The organism is Microbispora catharanthi (assembly GCF_006334915.2).
GTDB classification, from domain to species: Bacteria; Actinomycetota; Actinomycetes; order Streptosporangiales; family Streptosporangiaceae; genus Microbispora; species Microbispora catharanthi.
In genome coordinates, this window is sequence record NZ_VDMA02000008.1 from 64,511 (window position 1) to 86,618 (window position 22,108).

General features: G+C 71.4%; 22 protein-coding genes. 8 read left to right on the plus strand and 14 right to left on the minus strand.

Translation table 11 applies throughout. From position 1 onward, the window contains the following. Positions 1–2: 2 nt before the first annotated feature. The 3 genes from cydB to FH610_RS16825 all read left to right on the plus strand — a co-directional run bounded on the left by cydB (position 3) and on the right by FH610_RS16825 (position 2,782). Positions 3–1,016, plus strand: a complete 1,014-nt coding sequence (gene cydB / locus FH610_RS16815; RefSeq protein WP_139575412.1) for a cytochrome d ubiquinol oxidase subunit II — start codon at positions 3–5, stop codon at positions 1,014–1,016. A 103-nt stretch (positions 1,017–1,119) separates the two neighbouring features. Continuing rightward, positions 1,120–1,989, plus strand: coding sequence for an MEDS domain-containing protein (locus FH610_RS16820; protein WP_161628018.1), 870 nt, complete (start codon positions 1,120–1,122; stop codon positions 1,987–1,989). Next, a complete protein-coding gene (locus tag FH610_RS16825; RefSeq protein WP_139575414.1) occupies positions 1,979–2,782 on the plus strand; it encodes an STAS domain-containing protein in 804 nt (267 codons plus the stop codon). Before FH610_RS16820 ends, FH610_RS16825 begins: the two co-directional genes overlap by 11 nt. Before the next feature lie 54 nt (positions 2,783–2,836). Here FH610_RS16825 and FH610_RS16830 read toward each other — a convergent pair whose 3' ends face one another. The 3 genes from FH610_RS16830 to FH610_RS16840 all read right to left on the minus strand — a co-directional run bounded on the left by FH610_RS16830 (position 2,837) and on the right by FH610_RS16840 (position 6,326). Next, entirely contained in the window at positions 2,837–3,883 is a 1,047-nt protein-coding gene (locus tag FH610_RS16830) for a glucose 1-dehydrogenase (protein ID WP_139575415.1), read from the minus strand. Continuing rightward, positions 3,883–5,700: a glycoside hydrolase family 15 protein gene (locus tag FH610_RS16835; protein WP_139575416.1), complete on the minus strand. Its 1,818-nt coding sequence runs from the start codon at positions 5,698–5,700 to the stop codon at positions 3,883–3,885. Before FH610_RS16835 ends, FH610_RS16830 begins: the two co-directional genes overlap by 1 nt. A 215-nt stretch (positions 5,701–5,915) precedes the next feature. Then, positions 5,916–6,326 carry a winged helix-turn-helix transcriptional regulator gene (locus tag FH610_RS16840; protein WP_240809014.1) on the minus strand — a complete coding sequence of 137 codons (411 nt, stop codon included), beginning with the start codon at positions 6,324–6,326 and terminating at the stop codon, positions 5,916–5,918. A gap of 50 nt (positions 6,327–6,376) precedes the next feature. On the opposite strand from FH610_RS16840, the gene FH610_RS16845 reads away from it, so the two are divergent. Next, complete coding sequence (locus FH610_RS16845) at positions 6,377–7,273, plus strand: NAD(P)-dependent oxidoreductase (protein ID WP_139575417.1); 897 nt, start codon at positions 6,377–6,379, stop codon at positions 7,271–7,273. Between the two features lie 20 nt (positions 7,274–7,293). On the opposite strand, the gene FH610_RS16850 is transcribed toward FH610_RS16845, so the two are convergent. Further along, positions 7,294–7,974, minus strand: coding sequence for a TetR/AcrR family transcriptional regulator (locus FH610_RS16850; RefSeq protein WP_139575418.1), 681 nt, complete (start codon positions 7,972–7,974; stop codon positions 7,294–7,296). A 106-nt stretch (positions 7,975–8,080) separates the two neighbouring features. On the opposite strand from FH610_RS16850, the gene FH610_RS16855 reads away from it, so the two are divergent. After that, positions 8,081–9,250: an FAD-dependent monooxygenase gene (locus FH610_RS16855; protein WP_139575419.1), complete on the plus strand. Its 1,170-nt coding sequence runs from the start codon at positions 8,081–8,083 to the stop codon at positions 9,248–9,250. Positions 9,251–9,426: 176 nt separating this feature from the next. On the opposite strand, the gene argG is transcribed toward FH610_RS16855, so the two are convergent. The 4 genes from argG to FH610_RS16875 form a co-directional block, all read right to left on the minus strand. Then, a complete protein-coding gene (gene argG / locus FH610_RS16860) occupies positions 9,427–10,875 on the minus strand; it encodes an argininosuccinate synthase (protein WP_139575420.1) in 1,449 nt (482 codons plus the stop codon). Between the two features lie 90 nt (positions 10,876–10,965). Further along, a complete protein-coding gene (locus FH610_RS16865; RefSeq protein WP_240809015.1) occupies positions 10,966–12,102 on the minus strand; it encodes an ROK family protein in 1,137 nt (378 codons plus the stop codon). A 268-nt stretch (positions 12,103–12,370) separates the two neighbouring features. Beyond that, positions 12,371–13,462, minus strand: coding sequence for a M56 family metallopeptidase (locus FH610_RS16870; RefSeq protein ID WP_139575422.1), 1,092 nt, complete (start codon positions 13,460–13,462; stop codon positions 12,371–12,373). A 1-nt stretch (position 13,463) separates the two neighbouring features. Then, on the minus strand, positions 13,464–13,838 hold the full coding sequence (locus tag FH610_RS16875; RefSeq protein ID WP_240809016.1) for a BlaI/MecI/CopY family transcriptional regulator: 375 nt from the start codon (positions 13,836–13,838) through the stop codon (positions 13,464–13,466). A gap of 102 nt (positions 13,839–13,940) precedes the next feature. Here FH610_RS16875 and FH610_RS16880 point away from each other — a divergent pair, with 102 nt between their 5' ends. Continuing rightward, a complete protein-coding gene (locus FH610_RS16880; RefSeq protein ID WP_139575423.1) occupies positions 13,941–14,393 on the plus strand; it encodes a hypothetical protein in 453 nt (150 codons plus the stop codon). Further along, a complete protein-coding gene (locus FH610_RS16885) occupies positions 14,390–15,553 on the plus strand; it encodes a glycosyltransferase family 4 protein (RefSeq protein WP_139575424.1) in 1,164 nt (387 codons plus the stop codon). Before FH610_RS16880 ends, FH610_RS16885 begins: the two co-directional genes overlap by 4 nt. Positions 15,554–15,561: 8 nt before the next feature. On the opposite strand, the gene FH610_RS16890 is transcribed toward FH610_RS16885, so the two are convergent. From FH610_RS16890 to FH610_RS16905, 4 genes are all read right to left on the minus strand, one after another. Next, on the minus strand, positions 15,562–15,858 hold the full coding sequence (locus FH610_RS16890) for a FeoC-like transcriptional regulator (RefSeq protein ID WP_139575425.1): 297 nt from the start codon (positions 15,856–15,858) through the stop codon (positions 15,562–15,564). After that, entirely contained in the window at positions 15,855–18,050 is a 2,196-nt protein-coding gene (gene feoB, locus FH610_RS16895; RefSeq protein WP_139575426.1) for a ferrous iron transport protein B, read from the minus strand. Before feoB ends, FH610_RS16890 begins: the two co-directional genes overlap by 4 nt. Next, positions 18,043–18,237, minus strand: coding sequence for a FeoA family protein (locus FH610_RS16900; RefSeq protein WP_205825832.1), 195 nt, complete (start codon positions 18,235–18,237; stop codon positions 18,043–18,045). The genes feoB and FH610_RS16900 overlap by 8 nt, the downstream gene beginning before the upstream one ends. A gap of 105 nt (positions 18,238–18,342) precedes the next feature. Beyond that, a complete protein-coding gene (locus FH610_RS16905) occupies positions 18,343–19,170 on the minus strand; it encodes an SDR family NAD(P)-dependent oxidoreductase (RefSeq protein ID WP_139575428.1) in 828 nt (275 codons plus the stop codon). A 90-nt stretch (positions 19,171–19,260) separates the two neighbouring features. On the opposite strand from FH610_RS16905, the gene FH610_RS16910 reads away from it, so the two are divergent. Beyond that, on the plus strand, positions 19,261–20,187 hold the full coding sequence (locus tag FH610_RS16910; protein WP_139575429.1) for a helix-turn-helix domain-containing protein: 927 nt from the start codon (positions 19,261–19,263) through the stop codon (positions 20,185–20,187). Here the strand turns inward: FH610_RS16910 and FH610_RS16915 are convergent. Together FH610_RS16915 and FH610_RS16920 are read right to left on the minus strand one after the other, a co-directional pair. Further along, positions 20,082–20,711, minus strand: a complete 630-nt coding sequence (locus FH610_RS16915; RefSeq protein WP_240809017.1) for a TetR/AcrR family transcriptional regulator — start codon at positions 20,709–20,711, stop codon at positions 20,082–20,084. The genes FH610_RS16910 and FH610_RS16915 overlap by 106 nt on opposite strands. A 52-nt stretch (positions 20,712–20,763) precedes the next feature. Next, entirely contained in the window at positions 20,764–21,969 is a 1,206-nt protein-coding gene (locus FH610_RS16920) for a cytochrome P450 (protein WP_139575430.1), read from the minus strand. Positions 21,970–22,108: the final 139 nt, after the last annotated feature.

The following is a 22,108-nucleotide window of genomic DNA, read 5'->3' on the forward strand; positions in this document are numbered from 1 at the left end:
TCGTGACTCTCGAACTCCTGTGGCCGGCCCTGCTCGGGCTGCTGCTCGCCGGCTACTTCGTCCTGGCCGGTTTCGACTACGGCGTGCAGATGCTCACCCCCCGGCTAGGCCGTGACGACCGCGAGCGGCGGGCGCTGCTCAACGCCTTCGGCCCGTTCTTCCTCGGCAACGAGGTCTGGCTGGTGGCCGCGGCCGGGGTGCTGTTCGGCGCCTTCCCCTTCCTGGAAGGGCGGCTGCTGTCCGGGATGTACTTCCTGTTCGCGGCGATCCTGGCCGGGATCGTCGTCGGCAACACCGCCGTTCAGTTGCGCAGCCGTCACCTGGGCGCCTCGGCACGCCGCCTCTGGGATGGGTTGATCTTCCTGGGCGGGCTGGTGCCCGCCGCGGGGTGGGGGCTCGTGGCCGGCCGCCTCCTCGCCGGGGTGCCGCTGAACGCCCGGAACGCCTTCTCGCTCGGACCGGCCGACCTCCTCCATCCCTTCGTGCTGCTGTGCGGCGCCACGACCACCGCGGTGTTCCTCGCGCACGGGGCATCCTTCCTGGCGTGGCGGACCGACGGCGAGCCGAGCGCGCGGGCGGCGGGGGCCGGTCGTCGGGCCCTGCTCGTGGCGGCCGTGGCGGCGACTGCCGTCCTCGTCACCGGCTTCCTCTCCTCGGCACGGCACGCCCTCGTCAACCCGTGGCCCGCCCTCGTGGCCGGCGCGGCCTTGGTGATCGTGCTCCTCGCGGGGGCGGCTCTGCTGCGCTCGGGCCGCACGGGCCGTGCTTTCGCCGCGACCTCGTGCGCGGCCGCCCTGCCCGTCGTCGCCCTCGGCGCGGGCCTGCACCCCTTCGTACTGGTCTCCTCCACCACCCCCGGCACCGGCCTGCGGCTGACCGAGGCGATGGCGGAGGCGGGCACCCTGCGACTGCTGGCGGGCTTCGCCGCGGTCATGGTGCCGCTGATGCTCCTTTCCCAGGTCTGGAACTGGTGGATGTTCCGCGACCGGGCCGGCCGTACGCCGACGTACCTGTAGCCGCTCCCACCAGCCGAGACCGATTCTTGACGAATGCCGGTCACTAGGATGGGTAGCCCGATGAGACGGTGGGCGGCCGGGACTGCCCGGGGATGGTGGCGCGGTGACCGTCAGTGCTGAGGTGCAGATCACGGATTTGGCGATCAACGATCACGCCTGCCTGACCTTCGGTGAGCCGGAAGAACTGCTCGACCTCACCGCGGCGTTCGTACGGGACGGACTGGCGGGAGGGCTGCGCGTCGTCTGGTTGTGCGAGGAGCCGCAGGGAGCGCTGGCCGAGCTGAACCGCCGCGGGATCGCCGTGCAGTCCGCCACCGCGAGCGGCCGGATGGACGTCGTCGCCTCTCAGGAGGGCCTGCTGTCCGGGCAGGTCTTCACGGTGGATCACGCGATGGGGTGGCTGAGCTCCCAGATGGAGCTGACCTCACACGAGGGCTACTCGGGGCTGCGGGTGGCCCTCGACATGGGCTGGGCGCTGCGGCCGGTCCACGGTGTGGAGCAGCTGCCCGCCTTCGAGGAGAAGATCGCGACGATCCTGTCGGACAGCAGCGTGTCGGTGTTGTGCCAGTACGACCGGGAACGCTTCGACCCGGTCACCCTCGCCTCGGTCTCCCCGTTTCACACCCGGGCGGTCGCCGCGGCCACCTATCACGACGACCCGTTGCTGCGGATCTGCCGCCAGTACGCGCCACCCGGCATCCGGATGGCGGGACAGATCGACCGGGCGGCCGAGGACGCCCTGGCCATGGCGCTGAGCGAGGCGATCAGGACGGACGGCCCCGTCACGATCAACATGGCCGAACTGTCCTTCATCGACCTCTCCTGCACCCGGACGATCATCGACGTGGCACGGAGCCTGGCCCCGGCCCGTACGGTCGTCCTGCGATGCAACCCCGCCATCGTGCCGCGGTTCGTGCTGCTCGGCGCTCAGGGCATTCCCGGGATCAGCCTGGTGACCGCGCATGAGCGATGACGCAACCGACCACGCCGCTCACGTCGCCTCGGGCTCCGGCAGTGGGAAGCGGAACGCCGGAACGCCGGTGCTGATCCTCGACCACTCGTTCGACCGCGGGTCGCTCTACCCCCTGAGGGAGACGCTGCAGGCACACGCCGTCCACGCCGGGCTTCCTCACGGACGGTCCGTGGACCTGGTCCTCACCGTCCACGAGCTCGCCACCAACGCGGTCTTCCACGGATCGGGAACCGGACAGGCGAGGATCTGGCAGCTCGACGGCGTGCTGCGGTGCGAGGTCGGCGACGCCGGCTCGTCCGGGCACGACGCCGCCGGATGGCCGGTCAGGCACGGGCACGGGCTGTGGCTCGCCCGCTACCTGTCGGACCGGTTCACGATCGACTCCGGCCCGGACGGCACCCTCGCCACGGCCGACTTCGCCCTCCCCGGGCCCGCGTCGCGCCGGTCCGCCACTCCACGGCTGCGCCGTCTCGAGTCGCACACCGTCCTGGAGCTGGACGGCGCTCTCGACGAGCAGGCGGCCCCCGAGATCACCGCGGCGGTCGGGGAGCTCGTCTCCGGCACACCGGCGCCGGGGCTGGTGATCGACCTTTCCGCGGTGACCTACTGGGACAGCACCGGCATCACCGCACTGATCGTGGCGCAGCAGCGCGTGTCGGAGACGGCGGCGGGGATGCTGGTCCTGACCGGTCTCGCGGCCGAGTTCGCCGAGCGCCTCGACGCGCTCAGCCCGGTTCCGTTCACGACCCGCGAGACACCCGCCAAGGCGGTCCCCCTGTTTCCGCCCTCCTGAAGCACCCGCATGTGCTGAGATGCCCGATGGGTCGGACGAGACAGTTGATGGGCGTCACAGCTCGATGACGACCTTGACGTCCTCCGGCCCGGCGGTGAAGGCGTCGCGGAACGACTCCAGCGGCACCCTGCGGGTGATCAGCCGGTTCAGCCAGGCGAGATCGGCCTTGGCCAGGGCGTCGGCCGCGGCGGCGTAGTGGGCGAGGTTGGCGTTGACCGAGCCGATGAGCACGTCGTTCTCCAGCACGATCTCGCGGTTGAGGCTGCCCGCGTCGAGCGTGATCCGGCGCCCGGCCGAGGAGACGCCGGTGAGGCAGACGATGCCGTACGGCGCGGTGTTCGCGGCCACGGCGAAGATGACCGGTCCCGCGCCGGTCGCCTCGATGACCACGTCGGGGCGCACCTTCGCGGCGACCTCCCCGGCGTCTTCGCAGTGGTAGACCGCGCCGAGGTCCCGCACGAGGGCCGGTTTGGGGCCCTCCGTGACCCGGTCGAGGACGTGGACCTCCAGCCCGCGCTGCACGCCGAGCAACGCCGCGAGCAGGCCGATCGGCCCGGCGCCGGTGACCAGCGCGGTCTTCGGCGCGAACCAGGCCCGGGCGCCGACCTTCTCCACCTCGTCCCAGGCCTTGGCGACGACGCTGGTGGGTTCGAGGAGCATTCCGACGTCGGCCAGTCCGGGGTCGAGTCTGACGGCGTAGCCGGGCTCGACCACCCAGCTCCGGCTCGCGTATCCGTCCAACTCCTTGATGCCGCGCTCGGTGTAGCGGCCGTTGCGGCACATGTCGAACTGCCCGTGCGCGCAGGCGCCGCACGGCACCGGGTCGGGCCGCCGGACCACTCCGACCACCAGGTCCCCCGGGGCGAAGCCGCTGCCGGAAGGCGCCTGCCGCACCCTGCCCAGCGATTCGTGACCGATGACCAGGCGGTCGCGGCCGGGCGGGGCCCAGCCGTACTCCCCGGCGGCGATCTCCTTGTCGGTGCCGCACACGCCGACGGCGAGACCCTCGACGAGCAGGTCCCCCTCGCCCGGCTCGGGATCGGGGACCTCGGTGACGGCCAGGGAGTCCTTCTGCAGCGGAATGACGGTGAGAGCGCGCATCAGCGCTCACCTCCAATGTGTTCGCGGCCGTGCGCGACGTGCTCAGCCGGCCGGGTGCCGGACAGGTGACGGGCGGCGTTCACGAGCCCGACGTGGCTGAACGCCTGCGGGGTGTTGCCGAGCTGCCGCCCGGTGACGGGGTCGTACTCCTCGCTCAGCAGGCCGAGGTCGTTACGGAGGCTCAGCAGGCGTTCGAACAGCTCGTACGCCTCCCGGTGGCGGCCGATGCCGTACAAGGCGTCGGTGAGCCAGAACGTGCAGGTGACGAACGCCCCCTCGGTGCCGGGAAGGCCGTCCACGTTGCCGTCGGCCTGCGGCTGGTAACGCAGCAGGAACCCGTCGGAGCACAGCTCGCGTCGCACTGCCTCGACGGTGCCGGCCACCCGCGGGTCGTCCCAGGGCAAGAACCCCACCCGGGGGATCAGCAGCAGGGCGGCGTCCAGCCCCTTGGAGCCGTAGAACTGGGTGAACGTGCCCCGCTCGGGATCGTAGCCGCGGTCGCAGACCTCGGCGTGGATCTTGTCGCGGGTGGCGCGCCACCGGTCCACCGGCCCGTCCAGGCCGAAGCGTTCGACGGCCTGCACGGCGCGGTCCAGGCCTGCCCACGCCATGACCTTGGAATGCACGAAGTGGCGGCGGTCACCGCGCACCTCCCACAGCCCGTTGTCAGGGTCGTCCCAGTGGCCTTCCAGGAAGTCCAGCAACGCCCGTTGCAGGTCCCACGCCTGCTCGTCGGCGTGGATGCCGGCCGTCCTGGCCAGGTGCAGCCCGTCGAGGACCTCGCCCCACACGTCGAGCTGGAACTGCCCGGACGCCGCGTTGCCCACCCGCACCGGAGCCGAGCCCTCGTAGCCGCCCAGCCAGTCGAGCCTGTATTCCGGCAGGCGGCGGGTGCCGTCGATGCCGTACATGATCTGCAGGTCGGCCGGGTCTCCCGCCGCGGCCCGCAGCAGCCACTCCCGCCAGGCCCTGGCCTCGGCGACGAAGCCGGTGCCCAGCAGCGCCTGCAGCGTGAACGTCGCGTCGCGCAGCCAGCAGAACCGGTAGTCCCAGTTGCGCGGCCCGCCCGGCTGTTCCGGCAGCGAAGTGGTGACCGCGGCCACGATGCCGCCGGTCGGCGCGTAGGTCAGCGCCTTCAGCACGACCAGCGATCGGCGCACGGCATCCTCCCACCGGCCCTCGTATCGGAAGCCGCGCATCCACGACGTCCAGATCGCCTCCGTGTCGGCGAGGGCCTTCTCCGCGTCAACCGGACGCGGCATGCGCTCGTGCGAGGGCCTATAGGTCAGCACGAACGGCACCCGCTGCCCGGCAACCACCTCGAATTCAGCGTAGGTGGTCATGTCCTCGCCGCGGAGCGGCACCGGTGTCTTCAGCCAGGCGGCGTCCGGCCCGGCGACCGCCGCGAGCCGTCCGTCCTGGTGCCGCACCCAGGGCACGATGTGCCCGTAGTCGAACCGCAGCCGCAGCGCCGACCGCATCGGCACCCGTCCGCTGACGCCTTCCACGACGCGCACCACGTCGGCTGCCTCACCACGTGGCGGCATCGCGTCGATCACGCGTACGGATCCCTCGGGGGTGTCCCACTCCGTCTCCAGGACGAGAGAGTCGCCGCGGTAGCGGCGGCGCGTGCAGAGCCCACCGGCCGCGGGGGCGAGGCGCCAGAACCCCGCCCGCTCGTCGCCCAGCAGGGCGGCGAAACAGGCGGGGGCGTCGAACCGGGGCAGGCACAACCAGTCGATCGACCCGTCGCGCCCCACCAACGCGGCCGTGTGCAGGTCGCCGAGCAGCCCGTAGTCCTCGATCCGCAATGCCACCGCGCCTCCCCCTCCGGGGGTCGATCTCGCGAACAAGGGCCGCGCTACCCGAGCAAACGGAACGTATGCACAGTGCAAAGAACCGTCGTGCAGGCTCCGCGGCCTACCCACCTTTTTGTGGGTACTTGTCGGCCGAGCCTGAGCGGCGTGAAGCTTGGTTCCGGGCGGCCGGAAGGCCGCCGGATTCCAGGGGGAACGGGGGTGACGGCGGTGTGTCAGGAGACAGAAAGGGGCCCTGCCTGCGCATCCCCGGCCGACGTCTCCTGGGCCGGTGTCTCCTGGGCCGGTGTCTCCTGGGCCAGCTTCTCCAGGCGGCGATGTCCCCAGTCGGACAGGGGCGCCAGCGCCTCGGACAGCTCACGGCCGAAATCGGTCAGTGAGTACACGGTCTTCAACGGACGGCCGTCGTGCACCTCACGGTGCACCAGCCCGTCGGCCTCCATCTCCCGGAGCGTCTGAGTCAGCACCTTCTCGGTGAGGCCCGGCAGCCGCCGGACCAGTTCGCCGGGACGACGCGGAGCGGTTTCCAGGAGCCAGAGCAGGATCGTCTTCCACTTGCCGTCGATCACGGCGATCGCGGCGGTGACCCCGCAGACGTTCAGGTCCCTGGCACGGCCACGCGTCATTTTTCCATCCCGTTCAGCGCCATCGCTGTCATGCACGAAGGAGTTGAGACATGAGCCGGCACACCCAACAGTCTGCCGTCACGGTGCTCGGCCTGGGCCCGATGGGCCGGGCCCTGGCCGGTGCCTTCCTGGACGCCGGGGTCCGGACCACGGTCTGGAACCGGACACCGGGCAGAGATCGAGAGTTGGCCGAGCGGGGCGCGTACGGCGCCCCCACGCCGGAAGCGGCGGTCGCCGCGAGCGAGCTGACCGTGATCTGCGTGGTGAACTACGACGCGGCGGACGCCGTCGTGCGGCGCGACGCGGTCGCCGACGCGCTCCGGGGACGCACGCTCGTGAACCTGACCGCCGACACGCCCGACCGTGCCCGGAGCACCGCGACCTGGGCGGCCGAGCACGGCATCGGATATCTCGACGGCGCGATCATGACACCGGCCACCACCATCGGCACGCCGGCCGCGGTGTTCCTGCACAGCGGCCCGGAGGAGCTCTACCGGCGGCACCGGCCGCTGCTGGACGCCCTCGGCGGCACGCACACCCACCTCGGCGAGGAGATCGGCCGGGCGGCTGCCTACGACATCGCGTTGCTCGACGTCTTCTGGACCGCGATGGCGGGCTACGCGCACGCGCTGGCGGTGGCGCGGGCCGAGGGGGTGACCGCGCGGGAGCTGGCGCCGTTCGCCAAGGGCATCGGCGCGATCCTGCCGCCCATCTTCGAGGAGGCGGCGGCGGAAGTGGACAGCGGCGGATTCTCGGGCGAGGGCAACCCGATCACCTCGGCGGCCTCGTCCATGGCCCACATCGTCCACACCTCCGAGGCCCACGGCATCGACGCCAGTGTGATGCGCGCGGCCGAGGGCTGGGCCCGCCGCGTCATCGCACAGGGCCACGGCGCCGACGGGTTCATCCGGATCACCGAGCTCCTCACTCCCCGCGCCCACGGTTGACCTGCCGAGATCGCCGCCGGTCAGGCGTTCTTCGTGACACCGCAGTCCGCGAGATCGGCCTCGACCACAGCGGTGAGCACGGCCGCGGTCGCAGCCGCCAGTTCGCCGAGCTCGGCATCGTGCGGTTCCGCGTCGCGCTCGAAGGCGCGTCTCACGGTGCGGGCGAGCAGGTCGGCTCGCTGCTCCCAGGCGTCGTCGGTGGCCCGGAGGAACCCCTCGAACGTGGCCTGGTAGGCGAAGGCGACCTCGTCGAGGTCGATGTCGTCACGGAGCAGGCCGTGCTCGGCCAGCAGCTCGAAGTACCTCCGGGCCATCGTGGCGTGCCGGTCGTCGAGCCCGGTGGTCAGCTTGCCCACCAGCTCCGCGTCCGCCAGCAGGAACCCGCGCAGCAGCGGGCGCCGGACGATCGCCAAGAAGTAGGCACGGGCGAAACGGTGGAGCAGGCACGTCCGCGGCTCCTCCGCAATAGCCTGCCGTAGCTCGTCGATGGCGAAGCAGACCTCGCGGGTGAAGACCGCGCCGAACAACTGCTCACGGGTCTTCCAGTGCAGGTAGACGGTGCCCTTGCCGATACCGGCCCCGGCGGCCACGTCGTCGATGGTCACCCGGCGGTAGCCGTGGCGCAGCAGCAGGCCGGCGGCCACGTCGAGGATGCGGGTGGCGCGTTCGGCCCGCTCACGAGGGTCACGGAGTCGTTCCATCCGGCCAACCGTATGACCGGATGCGAGGCTTGGTCAATCGATTCCTAGCTGTTGACCAAATTTCAAAATCAGTCATATCGTTGGCGGCGTCACGAAGGAGGACGCCATGAAGAAGACAGTTCTGATCTCCGGAGCCGGCATCGCCGGGACCACGCTGGCCTATTGGCTGGCCCGGAACGGCTTCCAGATCACGGTGGTGGAGCGGGCGGGCGGCCTGCGCACCAGCGGCAGCCCTGTGGACGTCCGCGGCCCGGCGGTGGAGGTGGCCGAACGCATGGGCGTGATGAAGGCCCTGCGCGCCGCGGCGACCACCGCGACCGGGATGAGCTTCGTCAACGACGTGGGCCGCCGGGTGGGCGGGGTGAACACCCGTGCCCTGCAAAGGGCCGCAGGCAGCCGCGAGGTGGAGGTCACCCGCACCGACCTGGCCGGAATCCTGTACGAGGCGAGCCGCGATTCGGCGGAGTACCTGTTCGGGGACAGCATGACCGCGGTCAACCAGAACCGGGACGGCGTGGAGGTCACCTTCGAAAAGGCCGAACCGCGCCGGTTCGACCTCGTGATCGGCGCGGACGGGCTGCACTCGGTGACGCGCCGACTGGCCTTCGGCCCGGAGTCGCGATACGTGCGGCACATGGGGCTGTACGTCGCGACGATGCCGCTGAACGGGCCGGCCGAGGACGAGCGCAATGTGGTCATCCACAACTCACCGGGCCGGATGGTCGCCGTCCACCCGGTGCGCGGGCGTGCCCTGGCCGCGTTCATCTTCCGCGGCCCGGAGATGGAAGGCTTCAACCACCGCGACCTGGACCAGCACAAGCAGATCTTGGCCGGGGCCTACACCGGAGCGGGCTGGCGCGTGCCCGAGCTGCTCGACGCGGCCATGGCCGCGGACGACCTGTGGCTGGACTCGGTCAGCCAGGTGCGCATCGACCGGTGGCACGACGGGCGGGTGGCGCTGCTGGGGGATGCGGCCTCGTCCGTCTCCCTGTTCGGCGACGGCTCCACGCTGGCCATGGCCGGCGCTCACACCCTCGCCCGGGAGCTGGCCGCCGGCCTCGACGGAGCCCTTTCCCGCTACCAGGCCGCCCACCGGGCACTGGTCGACCCCAAGCAGGCCAACGAGGCCGCGGCCGCCACGCTGATGGTTCCCGCCACACGCACCGGCATCACCGCGCGGAATATGGCCTCCCGGCTGTGGCCGGCCGCCGCGGCGGTCGGCTGGGCGCGGAACCTGCTCAGCCCGCGTCAGGCCGACGCGCGAGCAGTCGCCTGACCCGGCTTCCGGCCGTCACGCCCTGGGCATGACGCGGAAGGCGGAGTCCCCGGCCCACGCGCGCCCTCCCGACCGCGGCCGGCACTCGGAAAGCGCCGTCCTGCCGCCCTGGTCGGGAGGTGCGTCTGCTGCGCATGCCGGGGCGCCCGCCACAGCGGGCGCTCCGGTCGTGGTTGTCAGTCGGTGCCGAGCTCCATGGCGGCCTGGTCGAGGAGCTCCTCCTCGGTGGAGGCCTCGCCGCGAGAGGCGATCACCTCGGCCCCACCCTCGGGCATCGCGCCGATCAGCCCGGTCGAGGCCGCCTGGGCGGCTCCGATAAGCGCCGGCTGCTGGCTGCCGACCATGCCGAGCCTGGCGTACTGCTCCAGCTTGGCGCGAGAGTCGGCGATGTCGAGGTTGCGCATCGTCAGCTGCCCGATGCGGTCCACCGGGCCGAAGGCGGAGTCCTCGGTGCGCTCCATGGAGAGCTTGTCCGGGTGGTAGCTGAAAGCCGGTCCGGACGTGTCCAGCACGGAGTAGTCCTCACCGCGCCGCAACCGCAGGGTCACCTGCCCTGTCACCGCCATGCCGACCCAGCGCTGCAGCGACTCGCGCAGCATCAGCGCCTGCGGGTCCAGCCAGCGGCCCTCGTAGAGCAGCCGGCCCAGCCGCCGCCCCTCGATGTGGTAGCTGGCGAGGGTGTCCTCGTTGTGGATCGCGTTGACCAGCCGCTCGTAGGCCGCGTGCAGCAGCGCCATGCCCGGCGCCTCGTAGATGCCCCGGCTCTTGGCCTCGATGATCCGGTTCTCGATCTGGTCGGACATGCCCAGGCCGTGCCGGCCGCCGATGGCGTTGGCCTCCAGCACCAGATCGACGGCGGAGGGGAACTCCTTGCCGTTGATCGTCACTGGACGTCCCTGCTCGAAGCCGATCGTGACGTCCTCGGTGGCAATCTCGACGGCGGGGTCCCAGAAACGCACGCCCATGATGGGATCGACGATCTCGATGCCCGTGTCGAGGTGCTCAAGAGACTTGGCCTCGTGCGTCGCGCCCCAGATGTTCGCGTCGGTGGAGTAGGCCTTCTCCACGCTGTCCCGGTAGGGCAGCCCGTGGGCGAGCAGCCACTCGGACATCTCCTTGCGCCCGCCGAGCTCGTTGACGAAGTCGGCGTCCAGCCACGGCTTGTAGATCCGCAGGGAGGGGTTGGCGAGCAGACCGTAGCGGTAGAACCGCTCGATGTCGTTGCCCTTGAAGGTGGAGCCGTCTCCCCAGATCTGCACGCCGTCCTCGAGCATCGCGCGCACCAGCAGGGTGCCGGTGACGGCTCGCCCGAGCGGGGTGGTGTTGAAGTATGTGCGGCCGCCGGACCTGATGTGGAACGCCCCGCAGGCAAGGGCCGCGAGCCCCTCCTCGACCAGGGCCGCCCGGCAGTCGACCAGCCGGGAGATCTCCGCGCCGTACGCGGTGGCACGCCCCGGCACCGAGGCGATGTCAGGTTCGTCGTACTGGCCGATTTCGGCGGTGTAGGTGCACGGCACTGCACCCTTCTCCCGCATCCACGCGACCGCTACCGAAGTGTCGAGGCCGCCGGAGAAGGCGATCCCGACACGCTCGCCGACAGGCAGAGAAGTGAGCACCTTGGACACGAGTAGAATATATACACCGGAATGCATGATCATGCAATCCCGTGCGGCACGAATGTCGTCATCGGCGAACCGTCCGGGCGCGAGCGCCGATCACCGGGGAAAGGCGTAGACCTCCTCGCTCACGAGCCTGGCCGCGCCGATGACGCCGGCCTGCGGGCCGAGGTCGCTCATCATGATCGGTAGATTCCTGGTGGCGAGGGGCAGTGAGCGGCGGTAGATCGCGCCGCGGATCTCGGCGAGCAGGACGTGACCCAGCAGCGTGAGCCCACCGCCCAGCACGATGAGGCTCGGGTTGAAGAACGACACCAGGCCCGCGAGCACCTCGCCCATGCGCCGTCCGCCGTCGCGCACCAACTGGACGGACGTCGCGTCACCCGCGGCGACCGCCTCGCCCACCTGCGCGGCGGTCAGCGTGCCGTCGCGTGCGAGGAGTTCCCCGAGCAGGGGCGAGCGCCCGGACCGGGCCGCGGCGAGCGCGTCGCGAGCCAGCGCGTCGCCGCCGAAGGACGCCTCCAGGCATCCCGTGTTGCCGCAGGCGCAGATCTCGCCGGAATCGGCGACCGGTATGTGCCCGATATCCCCCGCGCACCCGTCCATGCCGCGATAGAGCTCACCCCTGGCCACGATTCCGCAGCCGATGCCCGTGCCGACCTTGACGAACAGGAAGTTCTCGGCGGTGCCGGCCGCACCGGCGTGTTGTTCGCCCAGGGCCATTACATTGACATCGTTGTCCAGTACGACCGGACAATCGAACTGCCTGCCGAAGACATCGCGGACCGGATAACCGTCCCACCCCGGCATGATCGGTGGCGAGACCGGGATACCGCGTGAGAAGTCCACCGGGCCGGGCATGCCGATGCCGGCTCCCATCGGCCGGTCCACTCCCAATTTCAGGAGCAGCCGGCGGCTCTGTTCCATGGCGAGTTCGAGCACGGGCTCGGGACCCTGGCGTACGTCGCATTCGGTCCGTTCGAATGCGAGGACGCGCAGCCTGCCGTCGGTGACCGCGGCGGACACCGAGGTCGCGCCGATCGCGACGCCGACGAACCGGACCCGGCCGGCCAGGTCGATGACGGTCGACCGGCGCCCTCCACGAGACGCGGCCGGCCCGATTTCCTCGACGAGTTGAAGCGCCGTAAGCCGGCCGAGTTCCGATCCGATCGTCGTACGTGACACTTCGAAGTGTTCCGACAGCTGAATGCGAGATTGCGGACCGGCGTCACGCAATCGCGTAAGTATTTTGGCCTGGAGCCGTGTTTCGGCTCGTCCTGGCACCGAAGTCTCCACCGCCCAAGTTTCTCACCGGGTGGTGCCTGAGCGGTCATCCGCGCACAGTCCGGCGTCGGCCGGAATTTCGTCGCGCCCACTCATCGGAGAAGGTTTTGTGAGGAAGTCCGGCCGGATCCGGAGACCCGCCCGGCAATGAAACTTTCATCGACAACTCGGCCGAACTCCGCGGCCCGCGGAAGACAGGGAAGGGCTGTGCCGGGTGCGTCTACCAACCGGCCTCGCCGCGTCCGGAGAGGACGGGGAAACGGTCGACGACGCCGTCCGGCCCCGGCTTCGGCCCTGGCCGGCCGTCCCGTCCACGCGGCCCGCCGTGCAGAGCCGGCGCCTCCACCGCACCCGCATGGCGCCTGCCGGCGACCACGTGCACGACCGGCGGAGTAGTCTCCGCCTCTTCGAACAAGGACTCCGTGTCGGCGCGGGACTCGTTGGTCGCGACGAGGCAGGCGGCCACGGCCACGATCAGCACTGCCGCCGTCAAGGGACGGCGGCGCGGCGGCGCGGTCAGCAGGTGGTTGACCCGGGGGAGCACGTCGCCGTGGCCGAAGGCGAGGGCGGCGAGGCCCGCCCGCCGCTGACGCTCCCCGCCGGCCAGCGCCGCCTTGACGATGGCGCGGGCCGCGACCTTCCGATCGCCCACTTCCTCGGCCGCCCGCTCGTCGGCCCAGCGCTCGGTGGTGTACTCCACCGCCCTCGGCAGGGACGCCAGCAGCGGGTTCAGCGCGGCGGCCACCGCGGCCACCGTCCGGTAGAGGTGATGGCGGTGGCGGAGATGAGCGCGCTCGTGGGCGAGCAGGACCCTTCGCTCCTCCGCACCGAGGGCACGCAGAATCCCGGTCGTCACCACGACACGGCCGGGATCGCCGAAGCCTCCTGGCACCGCGTACGCGTGCGGAACCGGATCGTCGACGACCACCAGGCCGCCGGATGCGGCGGACGCGCGGCGGCAGGTCCGCGACACGCGCCGCAACGCGAGAGCCTGCCGCGCCGCGGTCCTGACCGCCAGAGCCCCGACAACCGCGAGCGCCAGCAGCGCGAGCTGCGCGGCCGGCCGCGGCACCGGGTCGAGCGCCTCGAACAGCCCCACGGACCAGTCGCCGAAGGACGCGACCAGCGGCACCTGACCCAGATAGGTGCTGGCCAGGAAGACGAGTGCGAGGACCGAGCTGGCCGCGCACGCCGCGCCGGCCCCGACCAGGAGCCGAGTGGCGGTGGCCGGCGCGAGCCGGCGCCCGAATCGCGGAATCGCGAGACCCAGCAGCGCCGACACGACGAACGGCAGGTAGACGATGATCCGCATATCAGTCGTCCATCTCCCGGAGCAACCGCTGCAGGATCTGCTCGTCGTCCGCGCTGAGCCGTGACACGAACTGGGCGAGCACCGCCGCTCTGTCGCTTCTGCGGGCGAGCAGCTCGTTCATCGCCTCTGCGGTGTGCGACGCCTCGTCCACCGCGGGGGCGTAGACGAACCCTCGGCCCGAGCGCTGCCGGGTGGCCAGGCCCTTGCGCTCCAGGCGCGCGAGCGTGGTCATGATCGTGGTGTACGCCAGGGAGCCGCCGAGCTCGGCCTGCACCTCAGCCGGGCTCACGGGCGCCGTCCTCGACCACAACACCGCGAGCACCTCGTCCTCCAGCATGCCCGCCGGACGTCTGTCGCCATGTCCCGTGTCGGTCAACCCGACCTCCCTGAGCACGAATTACTATCACAGTAGTAGCTACTATCAAGCTAGTAGGTCGAGGCTACCCCGCGAAAGCGGAACGCACAGGAAGCAGGGCCGATGACATCAAGGCACGCCGAGGTGGAGCAGGTCTGGCCGCGAGACGGAAGAGTCCTGGTGATCGGCCGCATCGTCGGCACGGCTCCCACTCCGCCGGCGCGGACGACCGCGATCCTCACCCTCACCAACCGGGACCGCCCCGATCTCGTGCTGAACTGCCCGGCGACGGTGGACGGCGGTCGGTTCCAGGCGGCCTTCGCTGTCGAACTGGTCGTCTCGGCCGTGGCAACCCGCCGGATCGACGGCCGTCAGGTCTGGGACCTCCATCTCCGGCTACCCGGCGAGCCGGAGCCGCTTCGGCTGGGGCGCCACCTGGACGACATCCCGGACAAGAAGACGGTCATGACCTTCCCGGCGCAGACGGGCGAGGCCCGGGCGGGCGCCGTCAGCGTCAAGCCGTACTACACGGTGATGCAGAACCTGTCGCTGATCTCCAGGCCGGTCCAGGCATGAAGCTCCGCTACCTCATCATGAACGCCTACGGGGTCGGCGGCACCATCCGCACCGTGATCAACCAGGCCAACGTCATGGCCGCCGCCGACCACGACGTGGAACTGGTCAGCGTCTTCCAGACCAGGGACCGGCCCAGGTTCTCCCTCGATCCCCGGGTCCGCCTGCGCTCCCTGGCGGACCTGCGGGGCCCGCGCCGGCGGCATCCCGTCCGCGAGTGGCTCCGGCGCCGGCCGAGCCTGCTGGTGCCTCCTTCCGAGGTGCGCTACGCCGCCTTCAACCGGCTGAGCGACCAGAAGATCGTGAGATATCTGCGGTCGCTCGACGGCGGCGTCCTGGTCACCACCCGCCCCGCACTCAACCTGCTCTCCGCCCGCTACGCCCCGCGGAATGTCGTACGGGTTGCCCAGGAACACATGTATCTGCGCTCCCACAAGCCCGAACTCGTCGCCGAGATCGCCCGCTGGTACCCGCGGCTGGACGCCGTGGTCAGCCTCACCGACGCCGACCTGGCCGAGTACGCGGCGCTGCTCGACGGCTCGCGGACCCGTCTGGCGACCATCCCCAACGGCCTGACGCCCGCCGAACGGGCTCCCGCCGCGCTCGACGGCAGGATCATCGTGGCCGCGGGGCGACTCACCCGCCAGAAGGGGTTCGACCTGCTGATCAAGGCGTTCGCCGAGGTCGTCGCCGAACACCCCGACTGGCGACTGCGCATCTACGGCGACGGCAGGGAGCACGGCAGCCTACGGCGTCTGATCCACCGCCTGCATCTCTACAACCACGCCTTCCTGATGGGCGGCACGACCACGCTCGAGCAGGAACTGGCCAAGGGGGCGATGTTCGTCCTCAGCTCACGATACGAGGGCTTCGGCATGGTGCTCATCGAGGCGATGGCCCACGGGCTGCCCGTCGTGAGCTTCGACTGCCCCCACGGGCCCGCGGACATCGTCGCCCACGGCCGGGACGGGCTGCTGGTTCCTCCCGAAGACGCCGGCGCGCTCGCCGCCGCCATGAAGGCGCTGATCGGCGACCCGTCGCTACGGCACGCGCTGGGCGACGCGGCCAGGACGTCGGTCATGCGGTACGACATGGACGGGATACGTCAGGCGTGGGAACGGTTGTTCGCCGAGCTGCTCACCGGAGCGGCCAGAGTCGGGTAGGCGCCGGCTCAGGGGTCCTCCCGGCGATCCTCTCGGCGGCGTACCGTGATCGCGAGCAGCACCGGGCCGTCACGCCGCGTGCCGCAGCCCGGCTTCCCGTCGTCGCCCAGCGCGCAGGTGCCGCAGCCGCCGCTCGGGCAGGCGGCCGCGATGTCGTCGGACGACAGGCGCCCTTTGCGGACCCAGTACTCGACCATCGCGTCGACCTCGTCACGGCCGAGGCCCAGCCGCCGGGCGATGTCGTCCAGGCTGACCCCGCCGCGGGCGGCGGTGATCTCTTCGAGGACCCTGCGCAGCGCACTCATAGGAACAGGCTCCCTACGCGGAAGACCGCCACCGCGAGCAGCCAGGCCAGCGTGAGCTGCATCCCGATGCCGAACAGGGTCAGCCGCCCGCCGATCTCCACGCGTTGGGCGGCCACGGTCGTCATGCACGGTGTGTAGGCGAGCAGGAACACCAGGAACGCCAGCACCGCCGGCACCGGGTGGCCGTGCGAGGTCTGCTCGATCGTGGCCCGCAGGGCGCCGCCGAGCCCGCCCGGCTGGTGCCCGTCGGCCGGCTCGCCCATGCTGTACGTCTGGGCCATCGTGGAGACGACGGCCTCCTTCGCCACGAATCCGGTGATCAGGGCGGCCGAGGCATGCCAGTCGCCGAACCCGGACGGGGCGAAGGCGGGGGCGACGGCGTGCGAGGCGGCGCCGAAGACGCTGTGCTCGATCGGAGTGCGGCCGAACGACCCCTGGCCGCCGAACGGGATCGACGACAGCAGCCACACGAGCGTGACCGTGGCCACGATGATCCCGCTCGCCGTCTTCAGGAACGCCTGCAGCTTCACCCACGACTGCGCCCCGATCACCCGTACGGCGGGCAGCCGGTAGGGCGGGAGGTCGAGGACGAGCGGCTCCTCCGCCATGCCGCGGAACAGGGTGCCGCGCAGCAGCAGGCCCATCCCGATGACCAGGGCGATCGACAGCACGTACATCGCGAAGACGACCGTGCCCGCGGCGCTGCCGAAGAACGCGGTCGCCACGAGCACGTACACCGTGAGCCGGGCACTGCAGGTCACGAACGGGATCAGCAGTCCGGTCAGCAGGCGGTGCCGCCGGTCGGACAGGATGCGGGTGCCGGCCAGGGCGGGCACGTTGCAGCCGAAACCGACGATCAACGGCAGGAACGCGCGGCCGGGCAGGCCGATGACCCGCATGAGCCGGTCGACGACGAACGCCGCCCGCGCCAGATAGCCGGAGTCCTCGAGCACGGACAGCAGCACGAACATGATGGCCATCAGCGGGACGAACGAGAGCACCTGCCCGACGCCCGCGATGAGGCCGTTGAGCACCAGGCCGCGGATCGCGCCGCCCGCCCCCAGCGCGTCGAGCAGGCGGCCCGCGCCGGTGGAGACCGGGCCGTCCACGAGTCCCTGGAAACCGGCCATGAGCGGCGCGGCGGCCTTCGTGGTGAGCGCGAACACCGCCCACATGACCGCGAGGAAGATCGGCGGCCCGGACCACCGGGAGGTCAGCACCCGGTCGACGCGGTCCGACCAGGTGGCCCGCCCGGCCCCGCGGCGGGTCACGACCTCCGCGATCACCTCGTGCACCCACGCGTACCGCTGCTCGGCGACCAGCAGCTCCGGGTCGTCCGGCTCGTCGTCGCCGGCCGGCTCGCCGCCGGACAGCGCGGCGCCGGCGGCCCGTGCCGCGGCCGCGGTCTCCTCCGGTACGCCGGGCACGTCCTCCCCGGTGAGCAGCGCGATCGACAGCCAGCGCGCCGGGTAGCGTACGGCGGTCTCGGCGGGCACCTCGGCGGTGATCGACGCCAGCGCGGCCTCCATGTCCTCGCCCAGGACGGGCAGGGCCGGTCTGCGGGGAGCGGCCAGTGCCCTCGCGACGACACGGTCGAACTCGGCCACGCCCTCACCCCGGCGCGGCACGAGGGGTACGACGGGGGCGCCGATCAGCTCGGACAGCCGCCCGGCGTCGACGCGGATGCCCCGGCTCTCGGCGATGTCGACCATGGTGAGTGCGACGACCAGCGGCACGCCCGTCTCCATGACCTGGGCGAGCAGGTAGAGGTTGCGTGCGAGGTTCGCGGCGTCGACGGTGATGACCACGAGGTCGGGGCGGCCCCCCATGCCCCGGTCGACGAGCAGGTCCCTGGTCAGCGCCTCGTCGGGCGAGCCCGGCACCAGGCTGTAGGTGCCCGGCAGGTCGATGAGGGTGATCTCGCCGTTGGGTGAGCGCCAGGTGCCCTGCGCCACGCTCACCGTCTTGCCGGGCCAGTTGCCGATCCGCTGCCGCGCCCCGGTCAGCATGTTGAACAACGTGGACTTGCCCACGTTGGGATTGCCGACGAGGGCGACCCGCGGATCACCGGCGTTGACGCCGCCCGGGACGTCGTCGTCGCAGCAGGGCTTGGTGAGGAGGGCCTTGGCGACCGGTCCCTTGGCGACCGGTCCCTTGGCGACCGGTCCCTTGGTGATCGGCCGCTCACTCATCGGCCGGCTCCACCACCAGCGTCGCCGCCGTCAGGGCGTCGACGGCCACCCGGCCGTCGCCCAGGGCCAGGACGAGGCCGCCGTGCATGCCCCGTCCCAGCACCGAGAGCGACGCGCCCGGCACGAACCCCAGCTCGGCCAGCCGTCTGCGATGCCGCCGGTCGCCGGTCACGCGGCGCAGCCGCATAACGGCGCCTCTCGCGAAGTCACCCGGTCTCATAGGCACCTCCCGACTCAGCGTACCTAAGGTTAGGTTTACCTAAGATCGGTGGGGCGCGCCAGTCCCGCCGGGTCAGCCGTCGGCGGATTCGGAGAGGGAGCGCCACTCCCGCCAGGTGTCCAGGCGTTCGGTGTAGACCCGCTCCGCGATCGGCAGGCAGTAACTCCCCAGGAACAGGCGCAGCGGGGGCCGTTCCGCGTCCACGACCGCGAGGACCGCCTCGGCCGTGACCTCGGGGTCGATCGGGACCCTGCCCGCCGCGGCGGCGCGGCGGGCCTCCCGGACGGGCTCGTACGCGCGGAGCGGCTCGGCGTGGACGGCCGACGATCCGCTCCAGTCGGTGCCGTACGGGCCGGGCTCGATGATCGTCACCTTGATCCCGTGCGGGGCGACCTCCTGTGCGAGCGACTCGCTGAACGCCTCCAGGCCCCACTTCGACGCGTTGTAGAGCCCGAGCATGGGGAACGCGGCGACGCCGCCGATGCTCGACACCTGCAGGATGTGGCCCCGGCCGCGCTCCCGCATCCCGGGCAGCACGGCCTGGGTGACCCAGAGCGCGCCGAGCAGGTTCGTCTCCAGCTGTTCTCTCGCCTGGGCCTCGGTGATCTCCTCCACCGCTCCGAAAAGGCCGTACCCGGCGTTGTTGACGGCGACGTCGATCCCGCCGAAGCGTTCGGTCGCCCGGGCCGCCGCGGCGAAGGCGGCCTCCCGGTCGGTGACGTCGAGCGTCAGCGGGAGGACCGAGTCACCGAACTCGTCGGTGAGCGGCTTCAGCGCGGAAACGTCGCGGGCCGTCGCGACGACCAGGTCGCCCCGCCGCAGCGCCGCCCGCGTCCACACGTGCCCGAAGCCGCGGGATGCTCCCGTGATGAACCAGGTAAGTGTGTGTTCGGTACTCATACCGGTCACTCTGCCCGGCGCGGGACGGCACAGCCATCACCGTGACAGGGTCACCATCGCCCACGGGCCCTGCGTACAGTGGCGGGTGACATGCCCGGCAACAACGCTCTCGGCAGCTTCCTCAAGGCCCGCCGCGCGCTCGTACGCCCGGAGGACGTCGGGCTGCGTTCGTCCGGGCGGCGCCGGGTCGCGGGGCTGCGCCGCGACGAACTTGCCGCGCTCGCGGGCGTCAGCCTCGCCTACCTGACGCGGCTCGAGCAGGGCCGCGACCGCAACCCCTCCGAGCAGGTGCTCGACGCGCTCGGTGCCGCCCTGCGCCTCGACGCCGACCTCACGGCCCACCTGCACGCCCTGGCCCGCGACGCGCCGAGACGGAACGGCGGCCGGCCCCGCCGGCCGCGGGAGCGACCGGCCCCGGGGACGCGGCTCCTCCTCGACGCGTGGGTGGACACGCCTGCCTACCTGCGAGGACGGCGGTTCGACGTGCTGGCGGCCAACGCGACGGCGATCGCCCTGGCGCCCATGTATCGGCCCGGCCGCAACCTCGTCCGAGACGTCTTCCTCGACCCCGGCGCGCGGGCCCTGTTCCCCAGGTGGGACACCGTCGCGGCCGACTCGGTCGCCGCGCTGCGGGCCGTGGCCGGCACCGACCTCGACGACCCGGCCCTGCGCGAGCTGGTCGAGGAGCTGTCGGCGGCCTCCGAGGACTTCCGCCGCCTGTGGGAACGCCACGACGTCCGCCCGACGCGCGACGAGACGAAGGAGTTCGCCCATCCCGTCGTCGGGCCGCTCGTCCTGCGGCGTCACAGCCTGACGGTCGGCGGGACGGACGGTCAGGTCGTCATCGCCTACCAGGCCGAGCCCGGAACGCCCTCGGCCGCCGCCCTCGCCAGGCTCACGGCCCCCGCGCGTCACACGGGCCAGCCGCCCCGCTTGCGCGGCGACCTGAGCGGCACGGCGGCCGACAGCGGGGAGGCCGCGTCGGGAGACAGGGCGTCGAGGACGAGCGCGAGGTAGCGCCGCCAGCCGTCGCTGCCGGGATCCATCGTCCACAGCACGCCCATCAGCATGACCATGATCCTGGGCAGGTCGTCGGGGACGAGGTCGGCACGGATGAGACCGGCCTGCTGCCCGCGCCGGGCCAGCAGGGTCAGCGACTCGATGAACGTGCTGCTGGCCTCCGCGGTGATGGCGCCGGAGTTCCGGGCGGCGGCCAGGGTGTTGAGTTCACGGGCCGCCGTGGACATCGCCGCCTCGAGCACGGCTGTCAGACCGCGCCGGGGGTCGTCGTCGCCGAGCGCCCGTTCGATGGCGGGGGCGATGTCCTCGGCGAAGCTCTGGTCGAGGGCCGCCCGGACCAGGCCCGCCTTGTCCGGGAAGTGGCGATAGAGCGTCGCGATGCCGACCCCGGCGCGGCGGGCGATGTCTTCGAGCAGCGCGTCGGGGCCCTGCTCGGCCCATACCTCCCGGGCCGCGCGCACAATCCTGCCGGAGTTGCGTGCGGCGTCGGCGCGCAGCCGCCGTGAGGTCTCGGTGGTCACCTCGACAGGATAACCAACCGATAGGCGACTATCGATTAGCTCCGCACGCTCGTCAGAGCTCGTCCCAGGTGACAAGCATGTGCTCGGGCCCTCGGGTGGACAACCCCGTCTTCCACGCGACGTCGTCCTCGGGGCCGGCGAAGCGGAGTCCCGGCAGCCGTGTGAGCAGCGTACGCAGGGCGACCTGTAGCTCCATCCGGGCGAGCGGGGCGCCGAGGCAGTGGTGCGCCCCGTGCCCGAACCCCACGTGCGAGGCCTGCTGACGGTCGAACGCGAGTTCGTCGGGGTTCGTGTAGACCGACTCGTCGCGGTTGGCCGACACCAGGCTCACGACCACCGGCTCTCCGGCGCGCACCGTGACGCCGCCCAGCTCGACGTCCTCCAGCGCGTAGCGGGCGATGGAAGCGCCGTTCCCGAGCGGGACGAAGCGCATCAGCTCCTCGACCGCCCTGGGTATCAGGTCGAGGTCCGCGCGCAGCGCCGCGAGCTGCTCGGGGTGGGTGAGCAGCACGTAGACGAAGTTCGGGATCTGCGTGGCCGTGGTCTCGTGACCGGCGACCAGCAGCGCCTCGGCCAGCGACAGCATCTCCTCCTCCGACAGCCGCTCCTCGTTGTCGCGGGCCGCGACGAGCGCGCTGAGCAGGTCGTCCTTCGGGGTCTGCCGGCGCTCGGCGATCAGACCGGCCATGTACTCCCGTAGCAGGCCCATGCAGCGCACCACCTGATCGGGGGTGAACCGCGTGGTGGACAGGAGCGCGTCCGACCAGGTCCGGAAGTCGACCCGGTCCTCGACGGGAACGCCCAGCAACTCGCAGATGACCGTGATCGGCAGCGGCAGCCCGAAGTCCTCGACGAGGTCGGCCGGGGCGCCCTTGGCCAGCATCGCGCCGACGAGTTCGTCGGCGATCTCCTGGGTCCGTGGCCGCAGCAGCTCGATCCGCCGTACGGTGAACGCCTTCGACACCAGCCTGCGCAGTCTGCTGTGCTCGGGCGGGTCGAAACTGAGGATGCTGCCGGGGCGGGACTGGTGGGGCCGCATCCGCGGCTCGTCGCGGCCGATCGCCGCGGCCCGGCTGAACCGCGCGTCGCCGAGCACGACCTTGACGTCCTCATAGCGGGTCGCGAGCCACGCGGGTTCACCGTAGGGCAGCCGGACCCGGCACAGCGGTTCCTCCTGCCGCAGCCGGGAGAAAAGGGGGTCCACCTCCAGCCGGTCCACCTGGCCGAAGGGGAAGGTCCGGGGTTCGACAGTGGTCATGATGCCTCCAGAGCGGATCGTCGTTCACCACGAGCCGTCGAGTCGCCACTTGATAGTCAACTATCACATGACTCGTGTAAAGAGATCAACGCAACCGAGAGCAAAATCTCACTTGAGGCGATGTGACCGCAGGAGGACC

What these genes read in the sequence shown, in the direction of transcription:
- FH610_RS16825 (WP_139575414.1), top strand. Translation starts at nt 1,979, where the DNA reads ATGAGCGATGACGCAACCGACCACGCCGCTCACGTCGCCTCGGGCTCC.
- FH610_RS16830 (WP_139575415.1), bottom strand. Translation starts at nt 3,883, where the DNA reads ATGCGCGCTCTCACCGTCATTCCGCTGCAGAAGGACTCCCTGGCCGTC.
- FH610_RS16840 (WP_240809014.1), bottom strand. Translation starts at nt 6,326, where the DNA reads ATGACGCGTGGCCGTGCCAGGGACCTGAACGTCTGCGGGGTCACCGCC.
- FH610_RS16845 (WP_139575417.1), top strand. Translation starts at nt 6,377, where the DNA reads ATGAGCCGGCACACCCAACAGTCTGCCGTCACGGTGCTCGGCCTGGGC.
- FH610_RS16850 (WP_139575418.1), bottom strand. Translation starts at nt 7,974, where the DNA reads ATGGAACGACTCCGTGACCCTCGTGAGCGGGCCGAACGCGCCACCCGC.
- FH610_RS16855 (WP_139575419.1), top strand. Translation starts at nt 8,081, where the DNA reads ATGAAGAAGACAGTTCTGATCTCCGGAGCCGGCATCGCCGGGACCACG.
- FH610_RS16870 (WP_139575422.1), bottom strand. Translation starts at nt 13,462, where the DNA reads ATGCGGATCATCGTCTACCTGCCGTTCGTCGTGTCGGCGCTGCTGGGT.
- FH610_RS16880 (WP_139575423.1), top strand. Translation starts at nt 13,941, where the DNA reads ATGACATCAAGGCACGCCGAGGTGGAGCAGGTCTGGCCGCGAGACGGA.
- FH610_RS16885 (WP_139575424.1), top strand. Translation starts at nt 14,390, where the DNA reads ATGAAGCTCCGCTACCTCATCATGAACGCCTACGGGGTCGGCGGCACC.
- FH610_RS16890 (WP_139575425.1), bottom strand. Translation starts at nt 15,858, where the DNA reads ATGAGTGCGCTGCGCAGGGTCCTCGAAGAGATCACCGCCGCCCGCGGC.
- feoB (WP_139575426.1), bottom strand. Translation starts at nt 18,050, where the DNA reads ATGAGTGAGCGGCCGATCACCAAGGGACCGGTCGCCAAGGGACCGGTC.
- FH610_RS16900 (WP_205825832.1), bottom strand. Translation starts at nt 18,237, where the DNA reads ATGCGGCTGCGCCGCGTGACCGGCGACCGGCGGCATCGCAGACGGCTG.
- FH610_RS16905 (WP_139575428.1), bottom strand. Translation starts at nt 19,170, where the DNA reads ATGAGTACCGAACACACACTTACCTGGTTCATCACGGGAGCATCCCGC.
- FH610_RS16910 (WP_139575429.1), top strand. Translation starts at nt 19,261, where the DNA reads ATGCCCGGCAACAACGCTCTCGGCAGCTTCCTCAAGGCCCGCCGCGCG.
- FH610_RS16920 (WP_139575430.1), bottom strand. Translation starts at nt 21,969, where the DNA reads ATGACCACTGTCGAACCCCGGACCTTCCCCTTCGGCCAGGTGGACCGG.